Genomic DNA, 16,473 nt, shown 5'->3' with positions numbered 1-16,473 from the left:
ATCTCCCTTTATGAATTCCGACTTTTATAAAGTAAATAAATAAAATAAGGTGCACCAATTGCTGATGTAAATACCCCTGCTGGAATTTCAAGTGGTGTGAAAACTGTACGCCCAATTAAATCTGCAGCAAGTACTAGAATTGCACCAACAATAGCTGCAACTGGGAGTAATGCACCGTATAAAGAACCAACTAGCCTTCGTGAAATATGAGGTGCCATTAAACCGACAAATCCAATTCCTCCGGCGAAGGCAACTGCTCCCCCAATTAAAGCCGTACTAAGTAATAACATGAATACGCGTGACTTCGTTAAAGGAACACCAAGTCCTACCGCAATATCATCCCCTAGCTCTTGCGCATTTAAATGTCTAGCAGCTATAAATGATATTACCGTTAAAATGAGAACCCACGGTGCAAGCACCATAACGTTTTGCCATGAAGAACCATAAACAGTACCTGTAATCCATACATTCGCTTGACTCGCTTGATAAATTGGTGCTAACAACATAAACAAAGTCGTTGCCGCTTTCGTTAATGCCCAAAACCCCACACCAATTAAAACAAGACTAATCGGCGATAACCCGTCATTTCTCCATGCAAATAAATATACAAAAAGCGCCACAATCGTTGCCCCAACAAAGGCTGCTAACGGCATATAATGAATACTTACAGTTAGCGCATTATTTTTATCACTAAATATAGCTAAAAACAATACAACTGCAACACTTGCCCCGCCCGTAATCCCGATGATATCCGGAGAAGCAAGTGGATTTCGAACGAGACCTTGTAAAATACATCCTGCTACAGCAAGCGCAATTCCTACGAGGATAGCAATTAAAATACGTGGCATACGAAACTTATTCACAACCATATTTGACATCGCATCGCCATTTCCAGTAATTGCTTGCCATACGTCATAAGGAGCAATTTTCATGTCTCCCATACCTGCGCTCGCAAAGAATAATCCTATTAAAACAACTAGTAAACTTAACAAGACGAGACAAGCTCGTTTATACATTAAAAACGAGAGCTCACCTTTTCCTATACGAAACGGAATATATTTCTTCATTTGCTAAGCCCTCTCTTACGTGCAATATAAATAAAGAATGGAGCTCCAATAAATGCTGTCATAACTCCTACTGGTACTTCTTGTGGCATAATGACATATCTTGCTGCTATATCAGCCAATATTAGTAGTATTGCACCTAACAATCCGCTATAAGGCACTCTCCATCTGTGGTCAACTCCAACAAGAAATCTCGCAAAATGCGGAGTAATAATTCCAATAAATCCAATTGGGCCAGCAACCGCAACCGAACCACCAGACAACAGTACAATAATAAGTAACACGAATGATTTCATTAAAATTGTTCGTTGTCCAAGTCCTTTCGCGACGTCTTCTCCCATCATCAATGTATTTACTTTCCCTGCCATCATAAGAGATGCAATCCATCCTATTAATAAATATGGGAATACAGATTGTAAAATTTCTAACTTTCTCCCTTGCACAGATCCAGCAAGCCAAAATAATACCTCTTCAAGTGCTTTTTCATTTAACACAAGTAATCCTTGTGTTAATGATGAAAATAACGCACTAATTGCGACCCCTGCTAACGTTAACTTAAGAGGAGTAGTTCCTTCTTTTCCTAAAGAACTAGAAGCAAATACAAGTACAGCTGCAACCGCCGCTCCTAAAAAGGCAATCCATGTGAAAGCTGATAATGATGTTACTGAAAAGATTACAATTGCTACAACTATGAAGAACGCAGCACCTGAATTTAATCCAATAAAATCTGGAGAAGCAAGTGGATTCTTAGTTAAAGTTTGCATAAGACAACCAGCAATGGCTAAACTAGCACCAACACTAGCTGCAATTAACGCCCTAGGCAGACGTACATTTTGAATAATAATATGTTCATTGGAACCGTTAAAATGGAAAAAAGCATCCAATGCTAGTTTCCAACTCGTATTTGTATACCCGAAAATAATACTTCCCCAAATACAAATAACGACTGCAATGATTCCAACAAATAATCCAATCCATTTTGCTCGATTTGTTTTTAATAACATGCAGCGTTTCCCCTTCAATGTATAATGATACGTTGTTAGTGTATTTCAACTTAATTCTCATTGTCAACGGAAATGAGAATTATTTTCACCCATATGTATTGACAATCAAAAGATAAAGGCTTAATATCATGCTTGCTATTGAAAAATATTCTCAACATGTAGGGGGTACATAATGAATTTCATGCGGAAGAAATCGTTTACAGTATTTGTATTTTTACTAGCATTTTCAATGCTTTTAAGCGCTTGTGGAAAATCAAATAACAAAGAAGAATCTACAAAAGAAGATAATAAAAAAGAAGTGGTTACTGTAGAACATGCAATGGGTAAAACAGAAGTTCCTGCTAATCCAAAACGTGTAGTTATCTTAACAAATGAAGGAACTGAAGCTTTACTTGAATTAGGTGTGAAACCAGTTGGTGCTGTAAAGTCTTGGACTGGTGACCCATGGTATCCACATATTAAGGATAAAATGAAAGATGTAAAAGTTGTTGGTGATGAAGGACAAGTTAACGTTGAAACAATTGCTTCTTTAAAACCAGACTTAATTATCGGTAATAAAATGCGCCACGAAAAAGTGTACGAACAACTAAAAGCAATTGCACCTACTGTGTTCTCAGAAACATTACGTGGTGAATGGAAAGATAACTTCAAATTTTATGCAAAAGCATTAAATAAAGAAAAAGAAGGTCAAAAAGTTGTAGCTGATTACGAATCACGTATAAAAGATTTAAAAGGCAAACTTGGCGATAAAGTAAACCAAGAAATCTCTATGGTTCGTTTCATGCCTGGTGATGTTCGTATTTATCATGGCGATACATTCTCTGGTGTTATTTTAAAAGAACTTGGATTTAAACGTCCTGGAGATCAAAATAAAGATGATTTTGCAGAGCGTAACGTATCTAAAGAGCGTATTTCTGCTATGGATGGTGACGTATTATTCTACTTCACATTCGATAAAGGAAATGAGAAAAAAGGATCTGAACTAGAAAAAGAGTATATAAACGATCCTCTATTTAAAAATTTAAATGTAGTAAAAAATGGTAAAGCATACAAAGTTGATGACGTTATTTGGAATACAGCTGGTGGCGTAATGGCCGCTAACCTACTATTAGATGACATTGAAAAACGCTTTGTTAAATAATACTTCCTTAACCAGCTCCCTTCTGTGGAGCTGGTTATTTTTCAATTCACTTAAATGTCACATTATTTCGTTTTGTATTTTTATTCCCAATATGTTATATTGAGAAAGTAAATAGAATATATTTTCTTTATATCAGAATAAATGTTTTAATCTAAATTTTCTGATTAATCACTATTTTATTTTCTTTTAGAATTCAATTATTACATTTGAAAACGCTTATCATCTCGTTTTCAGGGCAAAATACAGTAACGGTCGAAGAAAAATAGAACTTTTTTAGAAATTTTCTTTCTATTTCCATATAATTCTATTGACTTCTAAATATTTTGTAAATTAAAATGATTACATAAATATCCGTTATACAGGATTAGGGGGAAACAAACATGGATGCAGCTTTAAAATTAGACAAAGCTGGAGAGCAACAATCACCAAAAAAACATCCACCAGGGTTATACTTGTTGTTCTTTACAGAAGCATGGGAAAGATTTAGTTATTACGGAATGCGTGGCTTATTAGTTCTTTATTTAACAACGAGCTTAGTAAGCGGCGGTTTAGGATTTGATAAAGCAGTTGCAGTTCAAATTTACGGTATTTTCACAATGTTAGTATACTTCACACCTATTATTGGTGGTTGGTTAACTGACCATTTCATTACGAAGCGACATGCCATTACTATTGGTGGTATCATCATGGCAATTGGTAACTTTGTATTATTCTCAATGAACACAAAAACTGGACTTTTCTTAGGATTAGGATTATTAGTTATTGGTAACGGATTCTTCAAACCAAATATTTCGACTTTATTAGGTCAATTATATAGCGAAAATGATTCTCGTCGTGATAGTGCCTTCACTATCTTCTACATGGGGATTAACTTAGGGGCTCTTATCGCTCCATTCATTTGCGGTTACTTCGCAGATTATAGATACGGTTTCTTAACAGCTTGTATCGGTATGATTATTGGGCAGCTTGCCTTTAATTTCTTAGCACCTCGTTACTTAGGGTCTATCGGAACAACTGTTGTAGGTAAACAATCTAAAGAAAAAAATGCAAAAGCAATTGAGAAAAAACCTTTAACAACACAAGAGAAAAAACGTACTGCTGCAATTTTAATTTTAACTTGTTTCGTAGTATTCTTCTGGGCAGGATTTGAGCAAGCTGGTAGTTCTTTAACACTTTACACAGATAAGTTCGTAGATCGTACAATTGGTGGATTTACAATTCCAACACCTTGGTTCCAATCTGTAAACCCACTATTCATTATCTTACTAGCATTACCTGTTTCTGCGTTATGGATTAAGCTTTCAAAAACAAAAAATGGCGATTTGAAAATCCCAACAAAAATGGCATTAGGCATGATTTTACTAGGGATTGGATATTTAGTTCTAACTTTAGCTGTTTTAAAAACTGGTAGCGATGAAGGTAACATTACAATGAAAGCAAATTTACTATTCATTGTATTCACTTACATGTTCCACACAATCGGTGAGTTATTCTTATCACCGATCGGATTATCTATGGTAAGTGCAATTGCTCCTGTTAAATTAGCATCATTATTAATGGGTGTATGGTTAGCTGGTACTGGCTTCGCAAACTTATTAGCAGGACAATTAGCCGCTTTCACTCAATCTTTAGGATATTTAGAAGTATTCGCAAGCATCGGTATTATCGTAATTGTACTGGGATTAGTACTTCTTATGTTCTCTAAGAAAATTGCACATATGATGGAATAACAAAAAGACGCTTCTAAAATTAGAAGCGTCTTTTTTATTATTTCTCCTCTAAAGCTGTCACGTCCACATGAACGCTCTCACCAGGATTAGATACATCATACACTTGAGCACTCCCCTTCTGCTCATCACAGCTCTCAATCCATACTGGTACGCCCTCATATGTAACTTCAATTCTACTTGAAGAAGATAAGATTTGTTTCACACGTTTCACATCCATACTAATATCCCTCCTTTTGCTTACTACACTCCTTTCTATTTTTTCTTTTCCTTTTAGAATATATTCCGTAAGGCAGCATGTTGATTGATAGTCATTTCTTCCTCACATGCTAATATTTACTCTCTCGCTACCTTTCTGACAAATAAAAAAAGACGTATATGCTACACGTCTTTTTCCATAATATTCAAATTTTAAGAAAATAATGTTTTTACTACTGCACTTACTTTATCATTATGGATTTGATAATACACTTCTAATCCTCGTCTTTCAAAGCGTACTACTTTATTTTGCTTTAACTTCGTTAAATGTTGTGAAACAGTTGATTGTGGAATTTCTAATACTTCCTGTAGCTGTGTTACATTACATGTTCCTCTTTGCATAAGTTCCATTACTAGACGTAGACGAAGTGGGTGAGCTAACGCTCTTAACATTTGTACATCTTCTTCTGAAATACGACATTCGAATTGATTTTGGCTCATAAAGTTCCCCTCATTTTCGTTTTTATTTGCGTTTTTATGTTCTTTTTATTTATTTATATATCTGTTCTTATATTTCCTGTTACGACATAACTTTATCAACCTATAAAGCCGAAAAATTTTTCCATCTTTATCAGCAAAAATTCAGGAAAAAATCCTTGCTGATTTTGAATATTATACTATATGATATAACGAAAAAGCAAAATAATGGCCTACGAATACTTTGCTTGCAAACGTTGTTTTATCAGGCTTTTTGTTATATTTTCACCTCATTGAAATGCACAGTAACGGTATTGTAAAATACCGTCTATAATTGATAACCTATCGTAATGTAGTTGAACTATAATTAACCTCTTTGTTACGCTAAAAGGAATTTTCAGTAAAAAGAGATGATGTGATATTAAAAATTTGTTTCTTATTTTTTATTCGTATTGCAAGCGGTTGGATTGTTGTGCAAAACTTCCTATTAAATCCACTCACCGTTCCCCCCGCTAGATCAAACAGGACAGATAATTGCATATATCAAACTTTATACTTAATATAAAAGACTTCATCTAATATACGCCTATAAGGAACATGCCATCTGAATAAGCAAAATAATATGCAAATAGTTTATACAGCACACTTAAATTCATTTGAGTGTGTTTTTTGTCTACTTTATGAACAAAGCTTTTCTTTTAACACTATTATGGAATAATTATACTTTTTTACGTTGACAATAGTGTTGAAGGAGAATATACTAAGCATGTAAGTTGATTGTGAATTGTTTCACAAATAATGTGAATTTCTTCACATATAATAGATAGGAGTTGTCATTATTATGAGTACTTGGACACAAATTTATGACCCGTTAAACAATATTTGGTTATCTGCACTAATCGCAGCACTTCCAATCTTTTGTTTCATCATTTGTTTAATGGGATTCAAAATGAAAAGTTACATGGCTGGTCTTTATAGTGTGATTGTCGCTATTATCCTTGCAATATTTGTTTATAAAATGCCAGCAACAGTAGCTGTAGCATCTGCCGGATTCGGTGTTTTATCTGGATTTTATCCAATTTGTACTATCGTTATCGCTGCAATTTTCCTTTACAAATTAACTGTTAAAACAGAGCAATTCAATATTATTCGCGATAGTATTTCAAGCATTACAAATGATCAACGTTTACAAGTATTATTAATCGCTTATTCTTTCGGTGCTTTCTTAGAAGGCGCAGCTGGTCTAGGGGTTCCAGTTGCTATTACAGCTGCACTACTTGTAGGTATGGGCTTTAATCCATTAAAAGCAGCAGGTATTTGTTTAGTAGCTAATATTGCTGGTGGTGCTATGGGTGCTATGGGTATTCCAGTTACAGTACCAGCACAATTAACTCAACTTGACGCATTAACTATTGGTCGTCAAACTGTTCTTATTTTACCTTTCATTAGTGTTATCTTACCTTTCTTACTTGTTTCAATGGTCGATGGAATTAAAGGTATTAAAGAAACTTGGCAAGGTATTCTTGTAAGTGGTGTTTCTTTCGCTATTACTCAATTCGCTGTAACTTACTTCTTAGGCGCAGAACTTACTAATATTTTCGCAGCCGTTGTAAGTATGATTGCTCTTGCATTATTCTTACGTGTTTGGCAACCAAAATCTTCTACTAAAGAAGAAAAACAAGAAACTAAAGTATCACATACATTCAATCAAATTTTATATGCTTGGTCTCCATTCGTATTCTTAACTGCATTTGTAACAATCTTTAACTTAAAACCGGTTAAAGCTTTATTTGCTCCAGATGGTGCGTTAGCAAACTTAGTATTTAACATTCAGTTCCCTGGTCTTCATAATGCTGTTATGAAAACTACACCAATTACAAAAGCTGATACACCTTTCGCAGCTGTTTTCAAATTTGATGTATTCTCTTCTACAACTACTGCGATTGTACTAGCAATTATCGTTTCACTTATCGTTTACCGCGTAAAAGGTAAAATGGTTAAAGAATTAATGATTGAAACAATGAAAGAATTAAAAGCTCCAGTATATACAATTTGTAGCGTTATCGCGTTAGCTTACGTAGAGAACTACTCTGGTATGTCATCTACACTTGGACTTGCATTCTCTTCTACTGGTAATGCATTCCCAGTTCTTTCTCCAATCTTAGGATGGATTGGCGTATTCATTACAGGTTCAGTAGTTTCAAGTGGTTCTTTATTCGCACCACTTCAAGCAGTAACAGCAGACCAGTTAAACATCGTTCCTTCTACACTCGTTGCCTTAAACGTAGTAGGTGGTACAATGGCAAAAATGGTTTCACCACAATCTGTAGCAGTTGCTTGTGCCGCAGTTGGACTAGTTGGTAAAGAATCTGCTCTATTTAAAACAGCAATGAAATACAGTTTAATCTTCTTAGCTGTTATTAGCTTACTTCAATTAAACGCTGTATTTAATATCTTTTAAAAATAAAACACCGATCCAAATGGATCGGTGTTTTTCACATTACATTTTTTTATTTTTTAATAAAGAAGCTCCAGCAATTTCAGGGTGAGTCATTTCGAATGGATCTAAAATAATATCCAATTCCTCTTCTGTCAGTACGCCATGTTCTAAACATAACTCCCTAACAGATTTTCCTGTTTCAATTGCTTCACGTGCAATACGAGATGCTGCTTCATAACCAATATGAGGATTAACTGCTGTAATAATTCCAACACTTTTCTCAACATATTGCTTCAGCAATTCTTCATTTGCTGTAATTCCTTCAATACAATATTCACGGAATACACGGAATCCATTATTCATAATACTTATAGATTGAATTAAATTAAATACAAGCACAGGCTCCATTACGTTTAACTCTAATTGTCCTGCTTCTGATGCTAAGCAAATTGTATGATCGTTTCCGATTACTTGGAATGCGACTTGGTTAATCACTTCTGCCATAACTGGATTTACTTTACCTGGCATAATCGATGAACCCGGCTGACGTGCTGGCAATTGAATTTCAGCTAACCCAACACGTGGCCCAGACGCCATAATACGAAGATCGTTTGCAATTTTAGACATGTTCATCATGCATACTTTAAGTGCTGCAGATACTTCTGTGTATGCATCTGTATTTTGCGTTGCATCAACTAAATGCTCTGCACCAACAAGTGGGAATCCACTAAACGTTCTTAAATGTTTTACTACTTGTTCAATATACGTAGGATTTGCATTTAATCCTGTACCAACAGCTGTCGCCCCCATATTCACTTCATATAAATGTTGACGAGACTGTTTAATTCTTTTTATATCACGCGCAAGCACTCGGCTATACGCTTCAAATTCTTGTCCAAGGCGAATTGGAACTGCATCTTGTAAATGTGTGCGTCCCATTTTAATAACGTGATCAAACTCTTTTGCTTTTTTACGAAAAGCAGAATGAAGTTCTTCCATTGTAATAAGAAGCTTTTCTAACATCATAAGAGTTGCAATATGAATTCCTGTCGGAAACGCATCGTTCGTTGATTGGGCCATGTTCACATGAGTGTTTGGACTAATTTTTGCATACGCCCCTTTTTCATATCCCATACGTTCTAACGCTCTATTCGCAATTACTTCATTTGTATTCATATTAATAGAAGTTCCGGCTCCGCCTTGAATAGGGTCCACGATAAATTGATCATGAAACTTTCCATCAACAATTTCTTGCGCTGCTTCTGCAATTTCATGTCCAATGTCTTTAGCTAAGTAACCAGTATCTATATTCGCAAGTGCCGCCGCTTTTTTCACAATTGCCATTGCTGTAATGAGTGATGGATGAATGCGATATCCTGTAATTGGGAAGTTTTCTACGGCACGTAATGTTTGTACACCATAATAAGCTGCACTTGGTACTTCTTTTTCACCTAAAAAATCTTTTTCTATACGTATATCCTTCGTTGCTATCATTTTTATCACCTATACTTTTTCATTCTAAATCCTTATCCAAAAAATCCGCCCTCTAAAAACACGAGTATCATTCAGAAGAATTTTTCAGTATCCACCTTCACTATATAGTACCTTTTTTGAAAGCGCAAACATTTATTTTTCTGTATATCCTTTTTATTAAAGTTTATAGAAAATCATTCTTCTACTTTCCTTATTTCCACTCGTTTAATTTGATGCATATCCTTTTCAAGGACTTTAAAATAAAAACCGTGTTTCTCAATAATATCTCCTTCAGCAACGATTTGTTTTTGTACCATAATCCAGCCACCAATTGTATCTACATCATCAGCAATTAAATGTATGCCAAGCAAATCATTTACTTCACTAATAAGCACTTTTCCCTCTACGATTTTATAACCTTCACTTACATGCTCTATAGGTGGATTCTCATCTTCATCGTATTCATCTCGAATTTCTCCAACAATTTCTTCTAAAATATCTTCTAGTGTAACAATCCCTGCTGTACCACCATATTCATCATACAATACAGCTAATGGAATGTGTTTTCTTTGCATTTGTAATAGTAAATCATGAATTGGAATATTTTCTAGCACTTCAATAACTGGCCTTGTATATGGCATAATCGAGCACTCCTCGTCCCGACTACCATCCATATAACGAATAAATAAATCTTTTACATTAACCATCCCAATAATTTCATCTTTATCTTCACCAAATACAGGATATCTCGTGTACTTTTCTTGCGCGATTACTTTAATATGTGTTTCAAATGGTTCGTCCTCATATAAGCCTACAACTTCCGTACGAGGTACCATAATTTCTTTTGCTACTCTATTATCAAATTCAAAAATATTATTTACATATTTAAATTCCCTTTGGTTAATCTCTCCGCTCTCATAGCTCTCAGATAAGATTAACCTTAATTCTTCTTCTGAATGAGCTACTTCATGTTCAGAAGCTGGATGTAATCCGAATAAACCAGTTACAACCCTCGCTGAACCATTCAAAGCCCAAATAAACGGATACATAACTCGGTAAAAATAAATAAGTGGTTTAGATAACAATAAGCTAACTTGTTCTGCTTTTTGTATAGCAAATGTCTTTGGAGCAAGTTCCCCAATGACAACATGTAAAAATGTAATTACTGCAAAGGCAATAATAAATGAAACTGTACTGGAAATTGTAGGTGAGAATTGCAATTTTAAAAACAACGGCTCGAGTAAATGTTTAATGGTTGGTTCCCCTAACCACCCGAGCCCTAAAGCAGTAATTGTAATACCTAGCTGACAGGCCGATAAATATTCATCTAAATTTGTAGTTACCTTTTTAGCGGCCAGTGCACCTCGTCTTTTTTCGCTAACGAGTTGATCAATACGACTGCTACGTACCTTAATAATTGCAAATTCAACAGCCACAAAAAATGCTGTTAACCCAATAAGAATTACTACCATCAATAATTTTAAAATATCCACATATGCTCTTTAGCTTTCTTAGCTAAAGTTACACCTCCTTTTAAAAAGAAGTTTCACTTTAGTTTCTTCAATTATTGGAAAGCAACTCTATATAAAATCCACCAATTTTCAAACCTCATACAATTCTAAAGGTAAACCATCAGGGTCTTGGAAAAAGACGAATTTCTTCCCCGTTATTTCATCAATACGGATCGGTTCGATCTCAACACCACATTGATTTAAATGCTTCACAGCTTCTTCTATATTTGTAACAGCAAATGCTAAATGTCTAAGACCGGCTGCTTCTGGAAAACTTTTGCGCTCAGGCGGATTTGGAAATGAAAATAATTCGATTTGATACTCTTCTCCTACACATAAATCTAATTTATAAGAATCTCGTTCCTTTCTATATACTTCATTCATTTCTTTAAACCCTAATATTCTAGTATAAAAATCCTTTGACGTCTCATAATTCGAACAAATAATTGCAACGTGATGTACTCTACATATATTCATACTCTCTCTATTCCTTTCTTTACCAAAGATGCATATTCTCCCTTGAAATGAAAAACATATATAGCAGAATATCTCTTTTAGGGGGCTTACCATGAAATTCATTACTTTTTTCGTCGGATTAATTGTTGTTTTCTTGCTCGCTTATATTGCTAGCAATAATAAGAAGCATATTAAATTTAAACCAATTTTTATCATGCTTATTATACAGTTAATTTTAACCTATTTACTATTAAATACAGAAATCGGCCTCATACTTATTAGAATCATTTCCAGTTTGTTTACAAAGCTACTCGAGTATGCTGCTAATGGAATAAATTTCGTATTTGGTGGTCTTGCAAATAAAGGTGAAATGCCATTTTTCCTTACTGTATTATTACCAATCGTCTTTATTTCTGTTTTAATTGGTATATTACAACATTTCAAAATACTACCATTTTTCATTCGTTGGATCGGGTACTTTCTTAGTAAAATAAATGGTCTTGGGAAATTAGAATCTTACAACGCTATCGCTTCTGCCATTGTCGGCCAATCAGAAGTTTTTATTACAGTGAAAAAGCAATTAGCTCAAATTCCAAAACACCGTCTTTATACACTTTGTGCCTCCGCTATGTCAACCGTATCTATGTCTATCGTAGGTGCCTATATGACAATGATTGAACCTAAGTATGTAGTAACTGCACTCGTTCTCAATTTATTTAGCGGTTTTATTATCGTACTCATCATTAACCCTTACGACGTTAAAGATGATGAAGATATTTTAGAAATCAAAGGTGAAAAACAAAGCTTTTTTGAAATGCTTGGAGAATACATTCTTGATGGTTTTCGTGTAGCCATTGTTGTCGGCGCTATGCTCATCGGATTTGTCGCATTAATTAGTTGTATTAATGACTTGTTCCTCATTATATTCGGTATTACGTTCCAACAATTAATTGGCTACGTATTTGCACCTATCGCATTCCTTATCGGTGTACCAAGCTCTGAAATTGTAGCAGCTGGCAGCATTATGGCAACGAAGCTTGTAACGAATGAATTTGTCGCAATGATGGACCTTAGTAAAATTTCTAATAGCCTTTCTCCCCGTACAGTTGGTATTATTTCTGTTTTCCTTGTGTCTTTTGCCAATTTTTCTTCCATTGGTATTATTTCAGGTGCGGTAAAAGGACTAAACGAAGAACAAGGAAACGTTGTTGCGAGGTTTGGCCTTAAATTACTATATGGAGCTACTCTCGTTAGTATTTTATCTGCAATTATCGTAAGCATTATGTTGTAATTAGGTAAAATTTTATCATTTTCTTATCCCTATCTTTTGTATACAATAACGAATAGGTGTCTTATAAAGTGAAACTTTAATCAGAGTGGGGCTATTAGCCTCCACCAATCGGGTATTTACGGGCAGTTATCTCCCACCTAACTTCATTGTATTCACTGGACTTTGAGGTGGGCGTTTTACTGCTCGTTAATACGGGATAAATAATCAAGACATCTATTTTTTATACATGTACAATCGCTTTTATTTAGCGTAAAATATTTTTTATGTGTTTGAATACACTTCAAAATGTATACACTTTGATAGTTTTAAAGGAGAAAAAATGATGAAATCCGACACGAACAACGATACGCGAGCCAAAAAAGGACGCTCAAAGAAAAAACGCCTACTTTGGTTCCTTCTTATTCCATTACTAATTGTAGGACTTGGAGCAGGAGGCTATTCCTTCCATATATACAGTAAAGCAAAGTCCGTCTTAAATAATGCTTATGCTGAACTAGGTCGAGGAGATAAGTCCAGTAAACGTGAAAAAGCTGTTAAACCTATGACCGACAACATTTCCGTACTTATTATGGGTGTTGATGAAAGTGAAATTAGGGAAAAAGGTTATGGAAAAGCGACTCGAACAGATGCGTTATTACTTGCAACAATTAATAAAAACGATAAATCCGTTAAACTTGTAAGCATTCCACGTGACTCACGCGTCTACATTAAATCACGTGATAAATACGATAAAATTACACATGCGCACGTATTCGGTGGTGTAGACAGCACAATTGATACGGTAGAGAACTTTTTAGATGTTCCAGTTGATTACTATGTAAAATTCAACTTTAAATCCTTTATTAAAATTGTTGATTCTCTTGGTGGTATTACTGTAGACGTTCCAGTTGAGTTCACAGAGCAAAATAGTAAAGATGAAGCAGATGCAATTCATCTTAAAAAAGGACGTCAACATTTAAATGGAGAAGAAGCATTGGCGCTAGCTAGAACTCGTCATATCGATAGTGATTATATGCGTGGCCAACGACAACAGCTTGTATTAGAGGCCATTGCTGAAAAGGCACTATCTCTTAATTCCATTAATAAAATCGGTGGCCTACTAGACGCTGTCGATAAGGATTTAAAAACTAATTTAACTTTTGATGATATGATGACAATTACAAAAAATTCAATGGATTCAAATTTAAAGATGGAAAAAATGCAAGTAGAAGGTACAGATAAATATATAGGTGGTATTTATTATTACGTTCCAAATGAAAAAAGCGTCGACACTATTTCAACTACCCTTCAAAAACATCTCGGTGTTACGAATAAAAATGAACATAAAAAATTATAATAAAAAGGCTGCTAGATCTTTCTAGACAGCCTTTTTATTATATTTTTCAACATATTTTTCATACACATTGTGACAAGAAGTGACAATTATTACAGCGATGTAACATTTTTTATGAAAACATTACACACACAGTGAAAATAATAGTATACTAGTACGTACATAATGTTATTTTCATCATTTTTATACAAAAAATGTAATACATATATTTATACATAAATTTCTGGGGGGAAATAAATGAAGCTAAGTAAAATACTGATTGGTTCTGCAATTGCTGGGGGCATATTACTTTGTGTAGGCGGTGTTGGGGGATATCAATATGTATCCAAATTAAATAATCAATTAGATACTACTGCATTACCAAATACTACATTTGAAGGTATTTCTCTCGATGGAAAAAATAAGAAAGATATTCAAGCAATTATTAATCAAAGGGTAACTGAATTAGATCAAAAATCCCTTACCTACATATTCCAAAACGATAAACAAACTTACACATGGAAAGATTTAGGAGTAAATTATAAAGAGAAAGATATTATTGACAAAATCTTTAAAGAACAAGAAGGAAACGTAATGAATCGTTACAAAATGCGTAAGCAAGCTGAAAACGGTGAATTAAAACGTGACTATAAATTAACACCACAATTAAATGCAACAGCTTATGAAACCTTTATAAAAGATAAATATAATGAAACATTAAAAAATCCTGTTAATGCAGAATTGAGTATTGAAGGCTCAACAGTAAATGTTAGTCAAAGCCAAAACGGAGAAAAAATTGATAAAGGGAAACTAAACGATTTAACAAACGAAGCTATTACTACTGGTAAATCAGATGTTACATTGCCAGTTACATTTATAAAACCAGAACGTTCTACAGAAGACATACAGAAAATGGGTATTAAAGAAGTCATCGCTGAATATTCTACTCCAATGGCCGGCCGTAACGGAAATCAATCATTTAACGTAAATAAGTCAGCCAATACTTTAAGTGGGGTTATTGTCGCACCTGATGAAACGTTTAGTTTTAACGGCCGCGTTGGCGTAACTGATGCTGCACATGGTTACAAATCTGCAGCAGTATATTCACAAGGTAAAGTAATACAAAGTGCAGGCGGAGGAGTTTGCCAAGTCAGTAGTACATTATACAGCGCAGCTTTAAGGGCAGATTTAGGCATTGTTTCTCGAAGCAATCATTCTATGCCGGTAAATTATTTACCACTTGGGCAAGATGCAGCAGTAGCAGATTATGGTCCAGATTTAAAATTTAAAAATAATACGGGCAATCATATTTATATTCAAGCATTTTCAAATGGAGGTAGTATTACTACACGCATTTTCGGTACAAATACTGGTAAAAATGTTGAAGTTTCTTCCCAAGTAATTAGTAGGACTAGTGATAAAATCACAGCGGTTACGTATAAAAAAGTAACACAAAACGGAGCAGTAATATCAAATGGACAAATTTCAAAAAGCGTATATAAAAGCGCTCCAAAAGAATAGATAATATCAACCGAATAGCATAAAGAGAAAGGCGTGATTTAATCACGCCTTTTTCTTTTGCAGTAATAGTAAAAAAGTTTCAAGATGGTCTTTCGTTTCTTCTAAAGACCACATACGATTCCCTTCCTTCGCAGCTAATACACACGCCTCTTCCCACACGTTCTTTTTCTTCATATTTATTAATTCATCACGTAATTTCAAAACGATTTCTTCGTCTTCTTGTTCAATAAACTCTTCCATCACGCTTACTATTTCATCCTCATGAATACTTAACGTACAGTACGATTTAAGAAAGTATTGTAATGTCGTATACATAATGTACTCCCCCTTCTTATTTATCAGATGGATAAGAAGTAATAATCTTAAACCCTAATTCTCCTGACTTATCTCTTGCTAAAACAGTAACAGTTTTTACCAACTTGTCTTTTACACTCATATTTTTCTTTATTACCGTTTTTCCAACCGGGAATGAATGTGTTGTATTTAATACGAGACGAGCCTCTTTAGAATTTTTTAACCAGTCTTGAATTTCCTTATCATGCTGCTTCAAACTATCTTTTACAGCTTTCGTTGCTGTTTCCTTGTCATAGTATGTACTTGCTGCTGATACTTTATCTGTCTTCAAGCGATTCTTCAAATCTTCTTCTGATTTGCCTACATGTCTTTCAATCGTATGACCATTTTTAGGTGGCCCTTCCATTTCATCTAAAATATTATCACTAATTTTTTCTACTGATGTCGATTGATTCCCTGTTTGTTTCTCTGTTTTTTGTTCTTTTCCTGCACATCCACTTAAGATCAGCATTAGTGCCAATAAACCACTCAAGAAAAGACTACTTATTCGTTTCATCATATCAC

Annotated in this window: 15 protein-coding genes; 6 read left to right on the top strand and 9 right to left on the bottom strand. The window is 34.5% G+C overall.

From position 1 onward, the window contains the following. Positions 1-8 precede the first annotated feature (8 nt). Positions 9-1,067, bottom strand: a complete 1,059-nt coding sequence (locus tag HMPREF1014_RS26150; RefSeq protein ID WP_000760054.1) for a FecCD family ABC transporter permease — start codon at positions 1,065-1,067, stop codon at positions 9-11. Continuing rightward, entirely contained in the window at positions 1,064-2,068 is a 1,005-nt protein-coding gene (locus tag HMPREF1014_RS26145; protein WP_000925232.1) for a FecCD family ABC transporter permease, read from the bottom strand. Before HMPREF1014_RS26145 ends, HMPREF1014_RS26150 begins: the two co-directional genes overlap by 4 nt. A 172-nt stretch (positions 2,069-2,240) precedes the next feature. Between HMPREF1014_RS26145 and HMPREF1014_RS26140 the strand changes: the two genes are divergently transcribed. Together HMPREF1014_RS26140 and HMPREF1014_RS26135 are read left to right on the top strand one after the other, a co-directional pair. Further along, on the top strand, positions 2,241-3,209 hold the full coding sequence (locus tag HMPREF1014_RS26140) for an ABC transporter substrate-binding protein (protein ID WP_001010275.1): 969 nt from the start codon (positions 2,241-2,243) through the stop codon (positions 3,207-3,209). A gap of 380 nt (positions 3,210-3,589) precedes the next feature. Beyond that, entirely contained in the window at positions 3,590-4,939 is a 1,350-nt protein-coding gene (locus HMPREF1014_RS26135) for a peptide MFS transporter (protein WP_000338314.1), read from the top strand. Between the two features lie 37 nt (positions 4,940-4,976). Here the strand turns inward: HMPREF1014_RS26135 and HMPREF1014_RS26130 are convergent, their stop codons facing one another. Both HMPREF1014_RS26130 and HMPREF1014_RS26125 read right to left on the bottom strand, forming a co-directional pair. Beyond that, positions 4,977-5,156: an acid-soluble spore protein H gene (locus HMPREF1014_RS26130; RefSeq protein WP_000382687.1), complete on the bottom strand. Its 180-nt coding sequence runs from the start codon at positions 5,154-5,156 to the stop codon at positions 4,977-4,979. 191 nt (positions 5,157-5,347) lie between these two features. Continuing rightward, the gene (locus HMPREF1014_RS26125; protein ID WP_000081428.1) at positions 5,348-5,635 is read right to left on the bottom strand and encodes an ArsR/SmtB family transcription factor; all 288 of its coding nucleotides are present in this window, start codon (positions 5,633-5,635) and stop codon (positions 5,348-5,350) included. Between the two features lie 817 nt (positions 5,636-6,452). On the opposite strand from HMPREF1014_RS26125, the gene HMPREF1014_RS26120 reads away from it, so the two are divergent. After that, on the top strand, positions 6,453-8,072 hold the full coding sequence (locus HMPREF1014_RS26120; RefSeq protein WP_000109102.1) for an L-lactate permease: 1,620 nt from the start codon (positions 6,453-6,455) through the stop codon (positions 8,070-8,072). 39 nt (positions 8,073-8,111) lie between these two features. Here HMPREF1014_RS26120 and aspA read toward each other — a convergent pair whose 3' ends face one another. From aspA to gloA2, 3 genes are all read right to left on the bottom strand, one after another. After that, on the bottom strand, positions 8,112-9,545 hold the full coding sequence (aspA, locus tag HMPREF1014_RS26115; protein WP_000562130.1) for an aspartate ammonia-lyase: 1,434 nt from the start codon (positions 9,543-9,545) through the stop codon (positions 8,112-8,114). Positions 9,546-9,718: 173 nt separating this feature from the next. Then, positions 9,719-11,017 (bottom strand): hemolysin family protein, encoded by a 1,299-nt coding sequence (locus HMPREF1014_RS26110; RefSeq protein WP_000353324.1) that lies wholly within the window; start codon positions 11,015-11,017, stop codon positions 9,719-9,721. Between the two features lie 108 nt (positions 11,018-11,125). Continuing rightward, entirely contained in the window at positions 11,126-11,512 is a 387-nt protein-coding gene (gloA2, locus tag HMPREF1014_RS26105) for an SMU1112c/YaeR family gloxylase I-like metalloprotein (protein WP_001017678.1), read from the bottom strand. Between the two features lie 91 nt (positions 11,513-11,603). On the opposite strand from gloA2, the gene HMPREF1014_RS26100 reads away from it, so the two are divergent. The 3 genes from HMPREF1014_RS26100 to HMPREF1014_RS26090 all read left to right on the top strand — a co-directional run bounded on the left by HMPREF1014_RS26100 (position 11,604) and on the right by HMPREF1014_RS26090 (position 15,615). After that, complete coding sequence (locus HMPREF1014_RS26100; RefSeq protein ID WP_000668870.1) at positions 11,604-12,782, top strand: NupC/NupG family nucleoside CNT transporter; 1,179 nt, start codon at positions 11,604-11,606, stop codon at positions 12,780-12,782. A 319-nt stretch (positions 12,783-13,101) separates the two neighbouring features. After that, positions 13,102-14,118: an LCP family protein gene (locus HMPREF1014_RS26095; RefSeq protein ID WP_009327622.1), complete on the top strand. Its 1,017-nt coding sequence runs from the start codon at positions 13,102-13,104 to the stop codon at positions 14,116-14,118. Positions 14,119-14,352: 234 nt separating this feature from the next. Continuing rightward, positions 14,353-15,615 (top strand): VanW family protein, encoded by a 1,263-nt coding sequence (locus HMPREF1014_RS26090; RefSeq protein WP_000777361.1) that lies wholly within the window; start codon positions 14,353-14,355, stop codon positions 15,613-15,615. A gap of 42 nt (positions 15,616-15,657) precedes the next feature. On the opposite strand, the gene HMPREF1014_RS26085 is transcribed toward HMPREF1014_RS26090, so the two are convergent. Next, positions 15,658-15,930, bottom strand: coding sequence for a hypothetical protein (locus tag HMPREF1014_RS26085; RefSeq protein ID WP_000288806.1), 273 nt, complete (start codon positions 15,928-15,930; stop codon positions 15,658-15,660). Positions 15,931-15,946: 16 nt separating this feature from the next. Further along, the gene (locus tag HMPREF1014_RS26080) at positions 15,947-16,465 is read right to left on the bottom strand and encodes an RNase A-like domain-containing lipoprotein (RefSeq protein WP_000822706.1); all 519 of its coding nucleotides are present in this window, start codon (positions 16,463-16,465) and stop codon (positions 15,947-15,949) included. Positions 16,466-16,473 lie beyond the last annotated feature (8 nt).

It is taken from the genome of Bacillus sp. 7_6_55CFAA_CT2 (assembly GCF_000238655.1).
Classification (GTDB): Bacteria; Bacillota; Bacilli; order Bacillales; family Bacillaceae_G; genus Bacillus_A; species Bacillus_A cereus.
This window is presented reverse-complemented; position numbering and strand designations above follow the sequence as displayed.

Bases quoted from the DNA above. Each gene is read 5' to 3' on its own strand.
- HMPREF1014_RS26150 (WP_000760054.1), bottom strand. From the start codon at position 1,067: ATGAAGAAATATATTCCGTTTCGTATAGGAAAAGGTGAGCTCTCGTTT.
- HMPREF1014_RS26145 (WP_000925232.1), bottom strand. From the start codon at position 2,068: ATGTTATTAAAAACAAATCGAGCAAAATGGATTGGATTATTTGTTGGA.
- HMPREF1014_RS26140 (WP_001010275.1), top strand. From the start codon at position 2,241: ATGAATTTCATGCGGAAGAAATCGTTTACAGTATTTGTATTTTTACTA.
- HMPREF1014_RS26135 (WP_000338314.1), top strand. From the start codon at position 3,590: ATGGATGCAGCTTTAAAATTAGACAAAGCTGGAGAGCAACAATCACCA.
- HMPREF1014_RS26130 (WP_000382687.1), bottom strand. From the start codon at position 5,156: ATGGATGTGAAACGTGTGAAACAAATCTTATCTTCTTCAAGTAGAATT.
- HMPREF1014_RS26125 (WP_000081428.1), bottom strand. From the start codon at position 5,635: ATGAGCCAAAATCAATTCGAATGTCGTATTTCAGAAGAAGATGTACAA.
- HMPREF1014_RS26120 (WP_000109102.1), top strand. From the start codon at position 6,453: ATGAGTACTTGGACACAAATTTATGACCCGTTAAACAATATTTGGTTA.
- aspA (WP_000562130.1), bottom strand. From the start codon at position 9,545: ATGATAGCAACGAAGGATATACGTATAGAAAAAGATTTTTTAGGTGAA.
- gloA2 (WP_001017678.1), bottom strand. From the start codon at position 11,512: ATGAATATATGTAGAGTACATCACGTTGCAATTATTTGTTCGAATTAT.
- HMPREF1014_RS26100 (WP_000668870.1), top strand. From the start codon at position 11,604: ATGAAATTCATTACTTTTTTCGTCGGATTAATTGTTGTTTTCTTGCTC.
- HMPREF1014_RS26095 (WP_009327622.1), top strand. From the start codon at position 13,102: ATGATGAAATCCGACACGAACAACGATACGCGAGCCAAAAAAGGACGC.
- HMPREF1014_RS26090 (WP_000777361.1), top strand. From the start codon at position 14,353: ATGAAGCTAAGTAAAATACTGATTGGTTCTGCAATTGCTGGGGGCATA.
- HMPREF1014_RS26085 (WP_000288806.1), bottom strand. From the start codon at position 15,930: ATGTATACGACATTACAATACTTTCTTAAATCGTACTGTACGTTAAGT.
- HMPREF1014_RS26080 (WP_000822706.1), bottom strand. From the start codon at position 16,465: ATGAAACGAATAAGTAGTCTTTTCTTGAGTGGTTTATTGGCACTAATG.